At 56.9% G+C, this 18,323-nt stretch carries 19 protein-coding genes; 7 read left to right on the top strand and 12 right to left on the bottom strand.

What is annotated here, in order from left to right; translation table 11 throughout:
- Together AC222A_RS03330 and AC222A_RS03325 are read left to right on the top strand one after the other, a co-directional pair.
- Complete coding sequence (locus tag AC222A_RS03330) at positions 1 to 3,951, top strand: YhdP family protein (RefSeq protein ID WP_486774630.1); 3,951 nt, start codon at positions 1 to 3, stop codon at positions 3,949 to 3,951.
- Positions 3,948 to 4,775 (top strand): carbon-nitrogen hydrolase family protein, encoded by an 828-nt coding sequence (locus AC222A_RS03325; protein ID WP_372797363.1) that lies wholly within the window; start codon positions 3,948 to 3,950, stop codon positions 4,773 to 4,775. Before AC222A_RS03330 ends, AC222A_RS03325 begins: the two co-directional genes overlap by 4 nt.
- Before the next feature lie 11 nt (positions 4,776 to 4,786).
- Here the strand turns inward: AC222A_RS03325 and yjgA are convergent, their stop codons facing one another.
- The 12 genes from yjgA to AC222A_RS03265 all read right to left on the bottom strand — a co-directional run bounded on the left by yjgA (position 4,787) and on the right by AC222A_RS03265 (position 13,825).
- Entirely contained in the window at positions 4,787 to 5,302 is a 516-nt protein-coding gene (gene yjgA, locus AC222A_RS03320) for a ribosome biogenesis factor YjgA (RefSeq protein ID WP_372748010.1), read from the bottom strand.
- Positions 5,303 to 5,311: 9 nt separating this feature from the next.
- Entirely contained in the window at positions 5,312 to 6,670 is a 1,359-nt protein-coding gene (mgtE, locus tag AC222A_RS03315; RefSeq protein ID WP_372748009.1) for a magnesium transporter, read from the bottom strand.
- Positions 6,671 to 6,780: 110 nt separating this feature from the next.
- Positions 6,781 to 7,050 carry an HPr family phosphocarrier protein gene (locus AC222A_RS03310; protein WP_372748008.1) on the bottom strand — a complete coding sequence of 90 codons (270 nt, stop codon included), beginning with the start codon at positions 7,048 to 7,050 and terminating at the stop codon, positions 6,781 to 6,783.
- 29 nt (positions 7,051 to 7,079) lie between these two features.
- Positions 7,080 to 7,949 carry an RNase adapter RapZ gene (rapZ, locus tag AC222A_RS03305; RefSeq protein ID WP_372748007.1) on the bottom strand — a complete coding sequence of 290 codons (870 nt, stop codon included), beginning with the start codon at positions 7,947 to 7,949 and terminating at the stop codon, positions 7,080 to 7,082.
- The gene (ptsN, locus tag AC222A_RS03300; RefSeq protein WP_372748006.1) at positions 7,946 to 8,407 is read right to left on the bottom strand and encodes a PTS IIA-like nitrogen regulatory protein PtsN; all 462 of its coding nucleotides are present in this window, start codon (positions 8,405 to 8,407) and stop codon (positions 7,946 to 7,948) included. Before ptsN ends, rapZ begins: the two co-directional genes overlap by 4 nt.
- 67 nt (positions 8,408 to 8,474) lie before the next feature.
- Positions 8,475 to 8,762 carry a ribosome hibernation-promoting factor, HPF/YfiA family gene (gene hpf / locus AC222A_RS03295; protein WP_372748005.1) on the bottom strand — a complete coding sequence of 96 codons (288 nt, stop codon included), beginning with the start codon at positions 8,760 to 8,762 and terminating at the stop codon, positions 8,475 to 8,477.
- A gap of 81 nt (positions 8,763 to 8,843) precedes the next feature.
- A complete protein-coding gene (locus AC222A_RS03290; RefSeq protein ID WP_372748004.1) occupies positions 8,844 to 10,322 on the bottom strand; it encodes an RNA polymerase factor sigma-54 in 1,479 nt (492 codons plus the stop codon).
- Between the two features lie 137 nt (positions 10,323 to 10,459).
- Positions 10,460 to 11,185, bottom strand: a complete 726-nt coding sequence (gene lptB / locus AC222A_RS03285; RefSeq protein ID WP_372748003.1) for an LPS export ABC transporter ATP-binding protein — start codon at positions 11,183 to 11,185, stop codon at positions 10,460 to 10,462.
- A gap of 1 nt (position 11,186) precedes the next feature.
- On the bottom strand, positions 11,187 to 11,768 hold the full coding sequence (lptA, locus tag AC222A_RS03280) for a lipopolysaccharide transport periplasmic protein LptA (protein ID WP_372797385.1): 582 nt from the start codon (positions 11,766 to 11,768) through the stop codon (positions 11,187 to 11,189).
- Complete coding sequence (lptC, locus tag AC222A_RS03275; protein WP_372748001.1) at positions 11,755 to 12,333, bottom strand: LPS export ABC transporter periplasmic protein LptC; 579 nt, start codon at positions 12,331 to 12,333, stop codon at positions 11,755 to 11,757. The genes lptA and lptC overlap by 14 nt, the downstream gene beginning before the upstream one ends.
- A gap of 2 nt (positions 12,334 to 12,335) precedes the next feature.
- A complete protein-coding gene (locus AC222A_RS03270; protein WP_372809615.1) occupies positions 12,336 to 12,845 on the bottom strand; it encodes a KdsC family phosphatase in 510 nt (169 codons plus the stop codon).
- A gap of 11 nt (positions 12,846 to 12,856) precedes the next feature.
- A complete protein-coding gene (locus AC222A_RS03265; RefSeq protein WP_372747999.1) occupies positions 12,857 to 13,825 on the bottom strand; it encodes a KpsF/GutQ family sugar-phosphate isomerase in 969 nt (322 codons plus the stop codon).
- A gap of 218 nt (positions 13,826 to 14,043) precedes the next feature.
- Between AC222A_RS03265 and AC222A_RS03260 the strand changes: the two genes are divergently transcribed.
- From AC222A_RS03260 to hisD, 5 genes are all read left to right on the top strand, one after another.
- Complete coding sequence (locus AC222A_RS03260; RefSeq protein WP_372747998.1) at positions 14,044 to 14,748, top strand: MlaC/ttg2D family ABC transporter substrate-binding protein; 705 nt, start codon at positions 14,044 to 14,046, stop codon at positions 14,746 to 14,748.
- A gap of 88 nt (positions 14,749 to 14,836) precedes the next feature.
- Positions 14,837 to 15,070 (top strand): BolA family protein, encoded by a 234-nt coding sequence (locus AC222A_RS03255; RefSeq protein ID WP_372747996.1) that lies wholly within the window; start codon positions 14,837 to 14,839, stop codon positions 15,068 to 15,070.
- A 16-nt stretch (positions 15,071 to 15,086) separates the two neighbouring features.
- A complete protein-coding gene (murA, locus tag AC222A_RS03250) occupies positions 15,087 to 16,349 on the top strand; it encodes a UDP-N-acetylglucosamine 1-carboxyvinyltransferase (protein WP_372747995.1) in 1,263 nt (420 codons plus the stop codon).
- 24 nt (positions 16,350 to 16,373) lie between these two features.
- Positions 16,374 to 17,012: an ATP phosphoribosyltransferase gene (gene hisG / locus AC222A_RS03245; protein ID WP_372758907.1), complete on the top strand. Its 639-nt coding sequence runs from the start codon at positions 16,374 to 16,376 to the stop codon at positions 17,010 to 17,012.
- On the top strand, positions 17,012 to 18,319 hold the full coding sequence (hisD, locus tag AC222A_RS03240) for a histidinol dehydrogenase (protein ID WP_372750232.1): 1,308 nt from the start codon (positions 17,012 to 17,014) through the stop codon (positions 18,317 to 18,319). Before hisG ends, hisD begins: the two co-directional genes overlap by 1 nt.
- Positions 18,320 to 18,323: the final 4 nt, after the last annotated feature.

The raw sequence follows: 18,323 nt of genomic DNA, 5'->3' as shown, positions 1-18,323 counted from the left end.
GTGGCGAGGCGCTTTTTTACCCGGTTTTTTTATCGTTTGTACCGCACAGCATGGATCACTGCAGGTCTAGTGCTGGTGGTGTTGGCGCTCTATGCCAGTCTTGGGCGCTATTATATACAGTACCTGCCCGGTTATGCGCCCCAGCTGGTGCAGTGGGTGCACGATAACACTGGTGCAGAACTGAGCTATCACGGTCTGGGAGCGCACTGGAGCGGTTTGTCGCCAGTGGTGGAGTTGGCTAATCTAGAGCTGACGCACGACGGTGAACCGGCCGCCACTCTATCCGGTGGGCGTGGCAAGCTGGGAATTCTTTCCGGATTTATCCGGCGCGGGTTTGTCGACCTGCTTGAATTACATGCGCAGACCCTTGAACTTCATTTCTACGAAACCGAAACAGGTTGGCACTTTGCCGGCCGCCCACTGTTGGGCAATGCGCCCTCCGATGTTGATTTTGTTTCCACCTTGCTGGGAATTCGTGAAGCCGAGATCAGTGCTCTGACGGTGACGTTACATTACGCCAATGGTGAAAGTGCAAATCTCTGGGGGCAGCGCTTGCGACTTGCCGGCGAAGAGAATTTTCGTCGCCTGAAAGCCGGGCTTGGCATTGAGGGTTCGAAAACGACACGCCTGATCGCAGAACTGTCGGGCGATCCGCGCTCGGAAGATTTTACTCTGGCGGCGTATCTGCGACTTGAAAACAGTACCTTTTCCTCTATTGCGCCGTTGCTAGGCCGTTATAAACCACTGGGGGATATCGAAGGGCGGGGAGAGGTCTGGTTTAACCTGAATGGCCGTAATCGCGCGACCTGGCAGGGCCGTGTGCAGGTGCCAGAACTTCACTTGGGCAAACTGTGGGCAAAAGATCAGATACTGAGCAGTGCCAATCTGGTCTTTGGTGGTGAGATGCGTCAGGGCATAGCGCGCACCTGGTTCTCCGAGCTGGATTTTTACTGGGAAAACCAATATGTCGACTGGTCCGGTACTCAACTTCGCTTTGTGACCGCCAACGAGGGCGTCCTGCAGCTGGGTATGCCATCGCTTGATATTGGGCTGTCGCAGAAACGCTTAACCGACTCGGGGGCATTGCCTGCGGCGATAAGCGAGCTATTGCGTGAGTTGGGACCTCAGGGGCGGGTGAAAAACCTCGTGGCTGATATACCGTTGGCGGCACCTGACGCAGTGCGTATTCGGGGTGAGCTGGCGGCAGTGGCGCTGGAATCCTGGCGCGGTGTACCGTCGGCTCGCGGTCTTGATGGCTATATCGAGACTGGAATTCGTGGCGGTGAGTTGACCATTAATGCCGAAAACTTCTCCTTGGGGTTGGCGCCAGTGTACGCAAACCCCTTGCAGTTACAGCACCTGAAAACCCGGTTGCGTTGGTCGCTGGACAATGACCAGCTTAGTATTCGCAGCGGCAGGATTTCAGCGCGCGATGGTGCGGCACGAGTTGGCGGACGTATCGCGCTAGATATACCGGTGGTTAAAGACGCAGATAATGATCCGCGCATGGGGCTTATTGTCGGTCTCAAGGGTGGTCATGTCGGTTTACGGGAGCAATATATACCGGCTGTGCTGAGTGCTGGCCTGAAGGAGTGGCTTGACCAGAGTATTCTCAGCGGGCAAATTCCGGCGGCGGCTTTTCTCTATCACGGCTCGCTGAAAAACGACGGCGACAAGTCCATCCAGCTGGTTGTTCAGGGGCGCGAGGTGGCGCTGGACTACCATCCCGACTGGCCAGCGCTGAGTGGCGCTGATGTTGATTTGTGGCTGGACGGTCGGACGGTGTCGGTGCGTACAGAAAATGCGCGTATCTATAACGATGTCGCTCTGTCTGACGTGGATGTCGATATTCGGCAGCGCGGAGATGCGTTAATGCTCGGGGTCTCCGCCGAAGCGGTGAGTCCATTAAACTCGGCGCTGAAAGTCGTGCGAGAGTCCGCGCTGCGTGAACAGGTTGGCGCTACCTTCGATGACTGGCAGGGCCGCGGTCGCGTGACAGCCCGGCTTAATCTGGACCTTCCTCTGTCGGCGGGTGCCGATCCCTCGGTCCGGGTTGATACCTGGATGACGGCAGAGCATTTGACTATGAAGAGCTTGAACCTGACCTTGTCCAAGGTGCGGGGGCCGCTGGTATTTGATAGCGACAAGGGGCTGCAGTCTGAGCGTATCGATGCAGAGCTATTTGGCAGAGCGTTGACGGTCGCAATTGATCAGCGTCCGGGCAAACCTGTGCTGGTAAACGCCAAGGGTGATGTTGATGTGGCCGACATTCGCGACTGGTTGCAGCAACCGATGATTGGCTTTGCGCGCGGAGTCGCACCCTTCAATGTTGATATTTCAGCAGGTGCCGATCGCACTTTCCTGAAAGCGTCGTCGGATTTATTCGGCATCGCGATTGATCTGCCGGGTAGTCTGGGTAAGCCTGCCGACGAAAGTCGGCTGCTGGAACTGGACATACCACTGAGTGCTAAGCCGCTCACCCTGGATTTGAATATCGACGAACTGGGGCGTCTCATGCTCGCCTTTGATGACGCCGGGGCGCTGAGCGGTGGTAGTTTTTCAGTCGGGGGGCAGTCGATTCCGCCGCCACCGCGCAACCAGTTTATGGTTGTGGGTGAACTCGGTTATGCAGAGCTTGAACAGTGGCAAAAAGTGCTTGAGCGCTATCAGGAGATGAGTGCGTCGCTGGCCCGAAAGCCTTCGTCTTCGACCGCCAAAACTGATGCGCGCACAGCGTCTCAATCAGATCAGGCACTGCCAATTGTGGTGGAAGACCTGTCCATTTCGCGATTGGACGCTATTGGCCGAACCTGGCAAGACGTAATACTTGATGCGAACAACGGCGAGGATGGCAGTGGGTCATGGCAGCTGTCTATGCAGTCTCGACGCTTGCTTGGGACGATGGAAATTCCGCAGCAGGGTCCGCTCGTCGTTACCCTTCAGCATTTCAACCTGCCGGCGCTGAACGCGCTTGAGGCTGCGTCGGATACGAGCGAGGATGCCAGTCTGAAGGCTTCGCCTTTTTCCCGGATTGAGCTGGACAAGGTGCCGGAGGTGGATTTTTCGATTCAGTCTCTTGCATTGGATAACCAGGCCTTGGGAAGTCTGTCATTCTTTTTGCGCAAGGAAGATGGCGGTGCAACGCTGCACAATATTCGCGGCAATCTGAGAGGATTGCTGCTCGGCAGTGATGAGCGGCCTCTGTCACTGCGCTGGCAACGCAATGCCAATGGTCACTTCACGATGCTTACCGGCCGCATCAGTGTGGCCAATGTCGGTGACGTGCTGAACAACTGGCAGTTTGAGCGGGTCATGGAGAGTCGCAGAGGCCAGGCCGATCTCAATCTGTCCTGGCCGGCTCCGCCTGATATGGTGGCGGCTTCTTTGCTGTCGGGATCGATAGCGATGGAATTCGGTAACGGACGCTTCCTGCGTGGCTCAGATGCAGCGTCCGGCACGCTGCGTATGGTTGGCTTGCTGAATTTTGCGAATGTCATTCGGCGGCTGCAGTTTAATTTCAAGGACGTATTTGAAAAAGGTATTCACTACGATCGCATTAGCGGAACCATGCAATTTCGCAATGGCGTGATGGTCATGCCCAAGGCCATCGAAATTGATGGCCCCTCGTCAACCTTTCGTATCAGTGGCTCACTGGATTTTCATACGGACCTGACCGATATGGAATTGCTGGCCACCCTGCCGTTGGGCAGCAACCTGCCCTGGGTAGCTGCATTTATCAGTGGCTTGCCGGTAGCGGCCGGCGTATATATTGCCAGCAAACTGTTTGAGGAACAGGTGGATAAAGCCTCGACGCTGGTATATTCGGTGAACGGTCCATGGCAGCAGCCGGAGCTGGAATTCAAGCGCTTGTTCGGTGAGACCCTGTCAATTGAAGTGCCAAAAGAGACTGAGAAGCCCAAAGCAATGCGGCGCGGTGGTCGCCGCAAATGAAGCTGGCGGCGATCCAGATGGTATCTGGTGCGAACATCGACAATAACCTGGCGGTAGCTGAGCGCTTGATAGCGCAGGCACGTGCGGACGATGCCCGTCTGGTTGTACTTCCCGAGAGTTTTGCGCTGTTTGGCGATTCCACGCAGCTCAAACCATTGGCGGCACGGGAACGCAGTCAGGGGTACCTGCAGAGCTGGCTGGCAGCACAGGCGCGAAGCCAACAGGTGATTCTGGTTGGGGGCACAGTGCCGGTAGCTAGTGACGATGGCCGCGCTTGGGCCACTTGTTTTGTACACGGTGAAGACGGTGCGCTGCTGGGGCGTTACCAGAAAATGCATCTGTTTGATGCTGCGGTAGGTGATGCGCAGGGTCGCTACTGTGAATCTCGGGACTATCGGCCGGGGCTGGCACCCTGTGTGGTCGACACGTCTTTGGGCCGCCTGGGTGTCGCGGTGTGCTACGACCTGCGTTTTGCGGCCCAATTTCAATGGATGCAGGAGCAGGGCGCGGAGCTGCTGGCGGTTCCGTCGGCATTTACGCGCAAAACCGGGCTGGCGCATTGGTCATTGCTTCTGCGCGCGCGGGCTGTTGAAACCCAATGTGTGGCTGTTGGCGCCAATCAGGGTGGGCTTCATTCAAGGCAGCGTATGACGTCGGGCTGTTCGGCAGTGGTGGATGGCTGGGGTGAGGTGTTGGCGGAGGCGGGCTATGGTGAAGCGGTGGTTATGGCCGATTGGAATGTGACTCATCAACGTGAATGGCGGCGCTCGATGCCAGTGGCAGACCATGCCCGTTTTACAGTGGCGCCCCCCACCGACCAGTAATCCGTCCGGTTTTACCAGCTGCTGCGCAGATCCTCTTCTTTCAATTCTCTGAGATAGCGAAACAGGGCGCGGGCACTGGTGGGCGGCTGGCCGCGCTGATTTTCCTGCTGGGCCCGAGTAGTGAGCTGCCGTAACTTCTGTCGATCCGCGGCGGGTAGCTCGGCTTTCAGCGCGTCGATGGCAGGCATGCCTTCAGCGATGAGGCGGTCCCGCCAAGCCTCCAGCTCATGAAAGCTGCGGTCGAGTTGTCGGTTTTCCTCGCGCCGGGTTGCCATGGCCTCTTCGAGTTCGCTGGTGTCCAGCTTGCGCATTAGCTTGCCGATATACTGGTACTGACGACGCAGCGCCTCGCGACTTCTGATACGCCGGGCTGTGGCGATGGCTTCCTGCAGTTCATCAGGTACGGGCATCTGCGACAGTTCGCCTTTGGGCAGGCTGGCTACTTCCTGACCTAGTGCCTGTAAGGCGTGCATCTGCCGTTTGCGTTCGGATTTACTGGGGCGTTCGTCAAACGAGTCGTCGGTCATGGGGGCTCTTCAGGCGTAAAAATAGGTGGCCAGACCGAGGAATGACATAAAGCCAATAACATCGGTTACCGTGGTCAATGCGACGCCGCCCGCCAATGCAGGATCGATCTTCAGGGTTTGCATGATCATGGGCAGCAGCGCGCCGGCAAGTGCTGCGGTGATCAGGTTGATGACCATGGCAGCGGCAATGATGATACCGATCTGGGGGTCGTCAAACCAGAGGGTGGCGGCTACCGCCACCACAATAGCCCAGATTACACCGTTAATGGCGCCAACGGTGAGTTCCCGGGTGACCAGCCAGCGGCTGTTGTTTTTGCTGATCTGGCCAAGTGCCATGCCGCGAATAACCACGGTAAGTGTCTGGGTGCCCGCGACACCGCCCATGCTGGCGACGATGGGCATCAATACCGCCAGTGCCACCACCTTGTCGATGGTGCCTTCAAATACGTTGATCACGGCAGAGGCGATAAAGGCGGTAATCAGGTTGATGCCGAGCCACATCGCCCGGCGGGGAGCAGCTTTGCTGACCGGGGCGAAGGTGTCTTCGTCCTCGTCCAGGCCGGCCATGCTGAGCAGGGAATGATCTGCGCTTTCGCGAATAACATCGACGACGTCATCGATGGTGATTCGGCCCACCAGGCGTCCGGCCTCGTCCACAACCGGTGCAGAGACCCAGTCATGTCGTTCAAACAGTTTGGCCACTTCCGTATCTGCCAGTGTTGCCGGAATGGCTTCAAAGTCAGTGGTCATGACTTCGCGCACGGTAACGCTGGGATCGGAGACCAGAATCCGGCGCAGGGGCAGCACGCCAATGTATTCATCTGAGCGGCTCACCACAATCAGGTGGTCAGTCATCTCTGGCAGATTTTCGTGGCGGCGCAAATAGCGTAGCGCCACGTCAAGGGTGATATTGGGGCGCACCGTAATGGTGTCGGTGTTCATCAGGCCGCCGGCGGTGTCCTCGGCATAGGCGAGGATGTGCTCAACGCGCTGTCGATCCTGGTGATCCATGGACGACAGCACTTCCTGGATGACTCGATCCGGCAGCTGCTGAAGAATGTCGACCAGGTCGTCGGCTTCCAAGCGTTCGGTAATGGCCGCGACTTCTTCCGCGTCCATGTCTTTCAAAAACTGCGCCTGAACCTCGTCGCTGAGGTAGGGGATTATGTCGCCTTCGTTGTCCAGGTCCACCAACTGCCATAGCACTGCGCGGATTTTGGGTGGCGTGGATTCGATCAGGTGGGCGGCGTCGGCGGACGGCAGGCTGTTCAGCATCCGCCGGATAGGCAGGAACTCACCGCTGCTTAGCGCGGCATTGAGCTCTTCCAGATGGCTCTGGGGAAGCGTTTTCTCGCTACTTTGCGCCATAGCAACACCTTGCCCGGGGAAATTTCGGTCAGGAATTGATTATCCTTGAAAGTTTATCTTTCAACAACTTGCGTCAGCGAGTTGAAAGGTTTTTGGAGGTTTTTGTGGGGTTATTCCGCTTCGTCGAAGCGACGATTGATCAGATCTGTTATGGCTTGCAGCGCTTCCTGCTCGTCATCGCCCACGCATTCCAACTCAATATCCGTGCCTTGGCTGGCTGCCAGCATCATCACTGACATGATGCTTTTGCCGTCTACGGTCTGGCCATTGGCGCTGACCGAAATTTTGCTGCCAAAGGCGGTGGCGGTGGAAACAAACTTGGCGGCGGCCCGGGCGTGCAGGCCGAGTTTGTTGATGATGGTTAGCTGGGACTTTGCCATGGATACGATTGATCCTGCTGGGTTGCGCGTCAGGCGTTCTTCTTATCCTGTAGCTCGCGGTGGCGAACTTGCAGATTGAAAGGCTGGCCGGTGAGTACCTGGGCCAATCGTTCGGCCATGTATACTGAGCGATGTTGTCCGCCTGTGCAACCGAGAGCAACGGTCACGTAGCTGCGGTTGCCTTTAGCCAGTTCCGGCAACCAGGCAAAGAGAAACTCACTGATCATGATGTGCATGCGCTCAACCTCCGGCTTGCTGTTAAGGAAGGTTTGCACGCCCTCGTCGAGCCCGGTTTGAGGTCTGAGCGATTCATCCCAGTGTGGGTTGGGTAGCATGCGTAGATCAAACACAAAGTCGGCATCGACAGGCAGTCCGCGTTTAAAACCAAAAGACATTAACTGTACCGTCATGCCAATGGCTTCACCGCCGATGACGCGCTCCTTGATCACCGTGCGCAATTGATGGATGGTCAGGCCGCTGGTGTCGATGGTGAGGTCTGCCGTCGAAACTATCGGTTCGAGACGGGCGCGTTCGTCGCGCAGTGCCTCGGCCAGTGCCACTTCCTTGTTGCTGAGGGGGTGGCGGCGCCGGGTTTCACTGAAGCGTTTGACCAGTGTCTGGTCATCGGCGTCCAGTACCACAATCTGCAGGTCCACCAGTGGCCGGATTTCGTTAACGATGGCATCAAAGTTGGCCAGCTCAGCCACGGTGTTGCGGGCGTCGATGCACACGGCTGTATTGTGGTATTCACTCTGTTGGCTGCGCGAGAGTTCTCGCACCAGATCAGCTAACAGCGTCAGCGGCAGATTGTCTATGCAATAGTAGCCTTCGTCTTCCAGCTGATTGAGCGCGCCACTTTTGCCGGAACCGGAGCGGCCGCTGATGATGACCAGTTTCATGTTGGCAGAGAATATCCGGTTGCGGCTTTAAACAGTTCGTCGGCATCGTTTGCCGCGCGGAGACTGTCGCGAAAACTGGAATCATTCAGGCGGGCGGCAATAGTCGCCAGCGCGTTGAGGTGCTCATCGTGCCCCTCTTCTGGTGCTACCAAGGCAAATAGGATATCTACCGGTTTGTCGTCGACGGCATCGAAATCCACTGGGGATTTGAGTGTGATCAGTGCGCCGACAATACTGGAGCAGTTCGATACACGGCAGTGGGGAATGGCGACTCCTTCGCCAATGCCGGTGCTGCCCAATCGTTCCCGATTGAGCAGCTGGGAATAAATTTCCTGGGCGTTCAGAGCGGGCACGTCACCGCTGATGAACTCAGCGACATCTTCAAGCAGGCGCTTTTTGCTGGTGCTGGCGGCGCCGCAGTATGTGCGTTCCCGAGTAAGAAAGTGATCTAACTGCATGAGTAGTGAATTTCCCTAATGGGCAAAACGGCAGCGGAGCCAGTGGCTCCGCTCCTTGCGGGGTTAGTTAGTGCCCGCGGTTTTTTTCTTTGTGTTTGATCAGCTGGCGGTCGAGTTTATCAGCGAGAAGATCAATGGCGGCGTACATATCCTCTGATTCTGAGGCAGCAAATAAATCTGCGCCAGCGACATGGACGGTACCTTCGGCCTTTTGAACCAGCTTTTCAACAGTCAGGGTAATATCTGTGTTGGTGATATTGTCGAAATGGCGCTGGAGTTTAGTCAGTTTGGTGTTTACGTAATCGCGCAAGGCAGGAGTAACGTCGACATGATGACCGCTTACAGTGATTTGCATAAATCGCTCCTTTTCGTATCAATGCCAACCGGAGTGGCGGCCAGCCGCCCATTCCGGGGTTTGCCAGCCAGAGCTGGCGTATCAGACCAGCCGTTTCCGCTCGTTCGAGGGCGGAATCACCATTGCCTCACGGTACTTGGCGATGGTGCGCCTGGCGACCTGAATTCCCTGTTCGGCCAGTAGTGCAGTGATCTTACTGTCGCTGAGGGGTTTTCTTGGGTTTTCTGCAGCAATCAGTTTTTTGATCAGGGCGCGAATGGCCGTGGATGAACATTCTCCGCCAGCATCGGTTGATACATGGCTGGAGAAAAAATATTTCAGCTCATAAATACCGCGCGGGGTATGCATGTACTTTTGGGTGGTAACGCGCGAGATCGTAGATTCATGCATTTCAACCGCTTCGGCGATATCGTGCAGAATCAGGGGCTTCATGGCCTCGTCCCCATATTCTAGAAAGCCACGCTGATATTCAACAATTTTACTGGCCACTTTCATCAAGGTCTCGTTGCGACTCTGCAGGCTCTTCAGAAACCAGCGCGCTTCCTGTAGGTTGTCGCGGATATAGCTGCTGTCGGCACCGCTGCATTGCTTGCCGAGAGAGGCGTAGTGGTCGTTGATGCGCAGTTTTGGGGCGATATCAGGGTTCAATTCCACCACCCAGGCGCCTTCGCGTTTGCTGACGAATACATCGGGCACCACGTACTCGGTTTCCGACGGAGAAATCATGACTCCGGGTGAAGGGTTGAGCGTCTGTATCAGTTTCAGGATTTCCTTCAACTGGTCTTCGCTCACCCGGGCGCGCCGCATCAATTGGTTGTAATCGCGCGAACCAAGCAAATCCAGGAAGTTCGCAACGATATCGGTGGTCGGTTTCAGCCATTGTGTGTCGGGCGGCAGTTGACGCAGCTGAATCAGCAGGCATTCACGCAGATCCCGTGCTGCTACCCCTGGCGGATCAAATTGCTGTACCCGGTGCAACACCGCGACCACTTCATCTTCTTCGATCGGCTCGCTGCTGCCGCTGGTGTCTACCAGGCTGGCCAAGATATCGTCGACAGTGCAGGTCAGGCGACCATCGGGCTCTATTGAGTCAATGATAGCCATGGCGATCAAGCGGTCGGTGTCTGACATGCGGGAGAGGTTCAACTGCCAGCGCAAATGATCCTGCAGGGACTCGTTACTGCTGCTGCGCGCTACGAAATCCTGATCACCGCTGTCGCCGCTGGGCTGTTTTACCGAAGAGGTGGGCTGGTATATGTCGTCCCAGCGGCTGTCGACAGGCAGATCTTCAGGAATACCATCGTTCCATGTTTCGTCAACGCTGACGGTTTCCTGTTCACTGGCGCTGGCTGTGGGTTCGGTGTCGTTGCCCGCGTCACCATTGTCGCGGTCGGGCGTATTGTCGTCTTCGTTAACTTCCAGCAGGGGGTTGGAGTCAATGGCGGCCTGAATTTCCTGCTGCAGGTCTAAAGTGGAGAGTTGGAGTAATCTAATCGCTTGCTGCAGCTGGGGGGTCATGGTCAGCTGCTGGCTGACTTTGAGCTGTAGCGATTGTTTCATAGGCGCTTCATTACCGATACCACTTGGACAGGTGAGAGGGTTGCACTCTCTTGCCTGAAGTGTAGTCCGGCCTTTGCGCCCCTGCAATACCCGTGCCTAAAAGGGTTAAAAAATAACCGCTTAAGGTTGACATGTGGCTAGAGAGTGAATTGGTGGCCGAGGTAGATGTCTTTGACCACAGGGTCATTCAGCACCTTCTCGGCATTGCCTTCGGCAACAATCTTCCCTTCGCCGACGATGTAGGCTTTTTCACAGATATCCAGCGTTTCGCGCACATTGTGGTCGGTGATCAGTACACCTATCTCGCGGCGCTGGAGGTGGCGAATGATATCTTTGATGTCGTTGACCGAGATGGGGTCGACACCGGCGAAGGGTTCGTCCAGCAGGATGAATTTCGGCTCAGTAGCCAGCGCCCGGGCAATCTCTACGCGTCGGCGTTCGCCGCCCGATAGGGCCATGCCGGCGGAGTCGCGGATGTGAGTAATGTGGAATTCCTGGAGTAATTCTTCCAGCATAGCCTTGCGCTGTTTGCGGCTGAGTTCCTTGCGGGTTTCCAGGATGGCCATGATGTTGTCTGCGACCGACAACTTGCGAAAAATGGAGGCTTCCTGTGGCAGGTAACCGAGCCCGTGACGCGCGCGACCGTGTATGCTCTGGGCGGTTATGTCGAGGTCGTCAATGGTAATCTGGCCGTTGTCGGCGTTGACGATGCCGACAATCATGTAAAAGCAGGTGGTCTTGCCGGCGCCGTTCGGGCCGAGCAGGCCGACAATTTCACCACTGCGTATCTCCAGCGATACATCCTTGATGATTTGGCGGCCTTTGTAGGCTTTGGCGAGATTTTCGGCTTTCAGCAGGGCCATATCAATAATCGCTTTCCGGTTGCGGGGGTTGCGAGGGCTGCGGGGCCGGAGAAGGATTCTGCGGCTCGTCAGTGCGGGGCGTGTCTTTGGCACGCGGTTGCAGCGTCATGTTGACTCGCTCCTGTTCCGCGCCTTTTTCACCTTCGGCTTCGACGGTCTGCTTTTGGCTGTCGTAGACAATGCGATTGCCGCGAATTTCAGAACCCTGTTGTTGGATGACGGCCTTGTCGGTGAGTATCACTTTGCCGGTCGCCACAAAATACTCGATACTGCGTGCCTCGGCATGCACCGAGCCATTGGCCTGGTTGAGTGCGGCCGGCGCGCCGACCGCCAGAATGCGGTCTACCTGCCGATTCTGCTCGTCTATGACCAGTCGCGTGGCATTGATTGCCAGGTTTCCCTGGCGCAGCTCAACCCGTCCCTCATAAATACCGCGACCGTTTTCATAGGTGGCGCGATCGGCGCTCACATTGATCGGGGCGCGGTTGTTTTCTACCAGTGCCGGTGTCTCTGCATTGGCTGCCAGAGCGAGCGCGAAGGAGAGCGTCGCCGTCAGTCGAATCAATAGCTCAGGGCTTCTCATATACGCCTCGTACGTCGCTCATAAAATCGAGACGTTCCGCATCCATTGCTGCCCGCATGCCGGTGGCCGTGGTAATGGCATTGGGGCTTGTGAAGCGAACCGGTGCATCTGTTTCAATCAAGTTGTCTGCCATATTGAGTTTTAATCGGGGTGAACGGATCACCGCATCGTGAATAAAGTCTTTGACCAACACATCCTGTTCCAGTGCCAGTTCCTGCCCGTCTGCGGATAGATTGCCCTTGCGCGCTGTGGCGGTCCAATTCTGATCTCCCTCTTTCAGCCCTTTGTAAATGGGTTCGTAGAGGAGCACCTCGCCGTTGCGCATGCGATTAGCGCGGGTTGCTTGCCAGTGGTAGGCAACTTCGCCATTCAGTCGATAGGTGGTGCCTCGGGGTTCGAGCAGGTAGGAGTCAAATTGACGCAGGGTGTCAATCTCTTCGCTTGCGTTGACGCCAATGCTGCCGCTATCGCCATAGTCCATCACAGTCAGCAATAGCAGGGTGAGGCCACCCAGCCCGGCAAGCAGCGACAGGCTGCGATAAACACGTCTTGAGGATTGAGCCATGGCTAGAGATATTGCTCCCAGGCATCCAGCAGGGTGTCCTGCGCTTTCATAATAAGTTCACAGACCTCGCGAATTGCGCCTGCGCCGCCACGCGCACTGGTTTGCCAGTCGGCGTGTTCAGCGACAAAAGCGTGGGCGTTGGCCACGGCCACACCGAGCCCGGCAGCGCGGATGGCGGCAAGGTCCGGTAAGTCGTCACCGACATAGGCGATCTGTGATAATGGAATGCCGCAGTCGCCAGAAAGTTCCCGCAACGCGGTGATTTTATCCTCGCGGCCCTGGTAGATGGTTGAAATTTTCAGCTCGCCGGCGCGGCGCGCAACCAGATCCGAAACCCGTCCGGTAATGATGGCAGTGTCGATGCCGGTGTCGCGAAGCAGCTTTATGCCGAGGCCGTCGAGGATGCTGAAGGCTTTGATTTCCTCGCCGCTGTTGCCGAAATACAGGCTGCCATCGGTCAGCACGCCGTCCACATCCGTGACCAGTAGGCGAATATTCTTTGCTTTTTGCATGATCTCCAGCATCAGGCGACACCTGCCCGGAGAATGTCGTGCAGGTGAACAACTCCGACCGGGTGAGAGTGTTCGTCGATCACGATCAGTGCGGTAATTTTCTTTTCTTCCATGATGTAGAGCGCCTCCGCGGCCAGCATTCCAGGTTGGACGCTGCGTGGGTTGCGGGTCATAACATCGTCGATTCGGGCGCGCTGTATGTCCACGCCGTGATCGATTGCGCGCCGCAGGTCACCGTCCGTAAACAGGCCGAGAAGCGTGCCGTCACTATTCTGGATGGTCGTCATGCCCAATGCTTTGCTGCTCATCTCCAGCAAAGCATTGGTAAGCGGTGTACCACTGGCAACGGTGGGGATTTCGGCGCCAGTGTGCATGATGTCTTCAATTTTCAGCAACAATTTGCGCCCCAGCGCCCCTCCGGGGTGGGAAAACGCAAAATCATTGGCGGTAAAGCCACGCGCCTCTAGCAGGGCGATGGCAAGGGCGTCCCCCAGGACCAGTGCTACTGTGGTGCTGGATGTTGGCGCCAGGCCCAGCGGACAGGCTTCTTCGGCAACGCCTGCGTCAAGGTGGGCGTTTGCGGCTTTGGCCAGTTCCGACGCGGGGTTGCCGGTCATGGATATCAGGGGGGTGCCGAGCCGTTTCAGCAGGGGCAACATGGTGATAACTTCAGCGGTCGAGCCCGAGTTCGATAGTGCGAGAACAACATCCTGGGCGGTGATCATGCCCATGTCCCCGTGCGAGGCTTCGCCCGGGTGAACATACATGGCGGGTGTGCCTGTGCTGGCCAGAGTAGCGGCGATCTTGCGGCCGATGTGCCCTGATTTCCCCATGCCAGTGACGACAACGCGGCCCTGGCAGGCGAGCATGAGTTCGCAGGCCCGGGTAAAGTCGTCGTCAATTTTATCGCTGAGCGCGGTAACGGCGGCACCTTCCATGGCGATGGTGCGGCGGGCCGAGCTGCGGTAGTCTATGGGCATATTTTCGCTTTACTCACAACAATTTAACGGGAATTTGCTACCATCGGACAGTTATAGCTGGCTATGATAAGAGGGCGGCGCGCAAATTCCTAGTTAGAAATCGGGAGCGTTTCGCTCTCTGAGAGGTCAAACTTCAGCAACAGTTGCCTGATTCGGTCGATTGTGTGGGATTTTGCTTTCCGGCTAGAGCGCAATTGCGCTGACAACCGGTGGAACGTATGGAGTTAATGAAAACAATGGTGCAACGAATGATGTCGGTCGCGTTCGCGGCTGTGATGAGCTTGGTAGTAGCTTCTGCGGCATGGGCAGCGTCACCCCCGGGCCCCTATGAGGTGGTCTCTGATACCACCAAGCGCGTGACCAAGGTCATTGAGGAGGCGCGCAGCTATGTTGATGAAGATCCCGAGCGCTTTTACGGCGAGGTGGAAAAAATCCTGGCTGATGTGGTGGATTTCCCCAGTTTTGCCCGCGGCGTGATGGGTAAATACGGCAGTAAACGCTATTACGACACCCTGTCGCCTGAAGAGAAAGCAAAGTTTCGCGGACGGGTAGAACGCTTTACCAAAACCTTTCAGGATCGCTTGATCCGCACTTACGCCAAGGGCCTGCTTGCCTTTGACGGCAACCGGATTGAAGTGTTGCCCATTGCAAAGGATGCGGCGGACGAGCGAAGTGTTAACGTCGAGCAGCATATTTTCGGGAATGCCCCACAACCTTATGTTGTGTACTACAAACTCACCCAGAATCGGGAAGGTGAGTGGAAACTGCGCAACGTGAGTATTGAAGGTGTCAACCTAGGTCGCACTTATCAAAGCCAGTTTGCCTCGTCGGCACGTCGTTTTAACGGTGATATCGACAAAGTGATTGAAAACTGGGAAGTGACGCCGGAAGGTGGTCTGGCCGAAGTCGCCGAAGAGTCTTGAGCGCCAGTGACCTGGCGCAACCCTGATAATAGCCATTGCGCGGCCAATTGCGTACAATTCGCGTCCTGATTTTTACGAGTACCGCTGCATGTTGATCGACGCAATTAAATCGCGACTGGCCGACGAATTTCCCGATTGTCAGATAGAAGCCGAGGCCGACGGCAACCACTGTCACGTGCAGATCGTGGGCGATGTTTTCAACGGGCTGCGCCCGGTAAAGCGCCAGCAAATGGTCTACGCTGCCCTCAACGAGTGGATCGCCGACGGTAGCGTTCACGCGGTTCACATGCGCTTGCAGACTCCGACTGAAGCGCAGTCCTGACCTCTGGGGGGAATCCATGGATCGATTGTTGATTCGCGGCGGTAAACGCCTCGATGGCGAAATACGTATATCCGGCGCGAAGAACTCGGCACTGCCAATTCTGGCCGCCACGTTGCTTTGCGACGAACCGATAACCATCCGCAACCTGCCTCATCTGCATGACATTACCACCATGATCGCGCTGCTGCGTTGCATGGGTGTGGAGCTGATTATTGATGAGAAGCTCAGCATAGAGGTGCATGCCGAAACGATCACGGACCTGACGGCGCCCTACGAACTGGTCAAGACCATGCGCGCCTCAATACTGGTGCTTGGGCCATTGCTGGCACATTTTGGTGAGGCACACGTTTCCTTTCCGGGTGGCTGTGCTATCGGCAGTCGGCCAGTAGATCTGCACTTGCGCGGGCTGGAGGCGATGGGCGCCCGAATAGAGATCGATAGCGGTTACATCCATGCATACCGGGATGGCCGTCTCAAGGGCGCACATATCTTTATGGATACGGTGACGGTGGGCGGCACAGAGAACGTGATGATGGCCGCTACCCTGGCAGATGGCCGCACCGTCATCGAGAACGCGGCTCGTGAACCGGAAGTGGTCGATCTTGCCAATTGCCTCAATGCCATGGGTGCCAAAATTACCGGTCACGGCACTGATACCATTACTATTGACGGGGTAGAGGGGCTGCACGGCTGTGACTATGCTGTGATGCCCGACCGGATCGAAACCGGAACCTACTTGGTGGCAGCGGCGGTGACCGGTGGCCGAGTTAAGGTAAAAGACACCAAGGCTGAGCACCTGGAAGCTGTTTTGTCCAAGCTGGAAGAGGCCGGTGCCGAAGTCACGACCGGTGAAGATTGGATCGAACTCAATATGCATGGCCAGCGGCCCAAATCGGTCAATATCAAGACGGCACCCTATCCGGGCTTCCCGACCGACATGCAAGCCCAGTTCACGGCGATGAATGCTATTGCCAATGGCAGTGCGCGCGTGACTGAGACGGTATTTGAAAACCGTCTTATCCAGACCCACGAGATGAATCGAATGGGTGCCAAGATCAATATTGAAGGCAACACTGCGATTATTGAGGGCGTCGACAAATTGCGTGGCGCCCCGGTGATGGCAAGCGATCTACGCGCTTCAGCGAGCCTGGTGATAGCCGGTCTGGTGGCCGAAGGGGAAACCTGCGTCGATCGCATTTATCACATCGATCGCGGGTATGAATGTATTGAGGAAAAACTGCAATTGCTGGGCGCCAATATCCAGCGGTTGGCGGAATAAACGGGCGGATTAAATAGGCACGTTGTGGAAAAGCTGACCATTGCCCTGACCAAGGGCCGCATTCTCAAGGATACCCTGCCGCTGTTTGCAGAAGCGGGTATCGAGCCGGTGGAAAATATTGCGGAAAGTCGCAAGCTGATTTTTGACACCACGCTACCCCATGTGCGCTTCGTGGTAATTCGCGGCACCGATGTACCTACCTATGTGCAACTTGGCGCGGCGGATTTGGGTGTCGCGGGCAAGGATATGCTGCTCGAGCACGGCGCGGCGGGGATGTACGAGCCCCTGGACCTGGGGATTGCTCGCTGCAAGCTGATGACGGCGGTGATGCGCGATAAACCGCTGCCCGCCGGAAGGATCAAGGTGGCCACTAAGTTTGTAAATGTGGCGCGCCAGTATTTTGCGGCTCAGGGCACGCAAGTTGAGTTGATCAAACTCTACGGCGCAATGGAGCTCGCGCCGATGATGAATCTCGCTGACGTTATTGTAGATATAGTCGATACCGGCAATACCTTACGTGCTAACGGCATGGAGCCGGCAGAAACCATCGCCGATGTAAGCTCTCGCCTGGTGGTCAACACCAGTGCGCTGAAGCGCAAGCATCAGGCTGTGACCGATGTGATTGAACGTTTGCGTCGGGCTGTCGCCAAGAGGGGCGGCTAATGGCCGAGCTTCAGATTCGCCGCCTTGATAGCGGCGCGCCAGATTTCAGTGAGGCGCTCGATGCCTTGCTGGCTTGGGATTCGGTTTCCGATGCCGGGGTGCAGGCCGCGGTAGACGACATTGTGGAGGCGGTTCGCTGCCGTGGCGACGCCGCACTGTTGGAATATACTCGGCGCTTTGATCGCGTTAGCGCCGACACCGTGCCGGCGTTAGAGTTCTCTCAGGATCAGCTTCAGGCGGCGCTGGCAGCGATTGATCCAGAGCTGCGTGCGGCGCTGGAGCATGCGGCCGCGCGGGTGCGTGCATATCACGAGCATCAGAAGCAGGATTCCTGGACCTATACCGAGGCTGATGGCACGGTGCTGGGCCAGCAGATTCGGCCGCTGGATCGGGCCGGGCTCTACGTTCCCGGAGGAAAGGCGGCCTACCCATCGTCGGTGCTGATGAATGCGATTCCGGCCAAAGTGGCGGGTGTTGCAGAGCTGATCATGGTATCGCCAACCCCGGATGGGGTGGCCAATGATATTGTGCTGGCGGCAGCGGCCATTGCGGGCGTTGATCGGCTGTTCGCTATTGGCGGAGCGCAGGCCGTGGCTGCACTGGCCTACGGAACCGAAACGATCCCCCGCGTTGACAAGATTGTGGGGCCGGGCAATATCTATGTGGCAACGGCAAAGCGCAAGGTATTTGGCCAAGTGGGCCTGGACATGATTGCGGGGCCATCGGAAATACTCGTGGTCTGCGACGGAAAAACCGATCCGGACTGGATTGCCATGGACCTGTTTTCCCAGGCCGAGCACGATGAGGATGCCCAGTCGATTTTGATCTCGCCGGACGTCGACTTCCTGGCTGCGGTTGAAAACAGTATCCGCCGATTGCTGCCCGACATGGAGCGTGAAGCGATTATCCGCGCCTCGTTGGAAGGGCGGGCGGCGCTGATTGCTGTGCCGGACCTGGCGACTGCGATTGATCTGGTTAATCGTATTGCGCCGGAGCATCTGGAGCTGTCGGTAGATGCCCCGGAAACATTGTTGCCCGAGATACGCCATGCGGGGGCTATCTTTATGGGGCGCCACACGCCGGAAGCGTTGGGTGATTACTGTGCAGGACCAAACCACGTATTGCCTACGTCCGGAACGGCGCGTTTCTCGTCGCCGCTGGGTGTTTATGATTTCCAGAAGCGCAGTTCGCTGATTCAGTGTTCGGAATCTGCCGCGCCACTGGGCAAAACAGCGTCAGTATTGGCGCGCGGTGAGGCGCTGACCGCTCACGCGCGTTCCGCAGAAATGCGCTGGCCTACGAAGTGATTCC

The sequence above is a fragment of the Litorivivens sp. genome (assembly GCF_057445395.1).
This window is presented reverse-complemented; position numbering and strand designations above follow the sequence as displayed.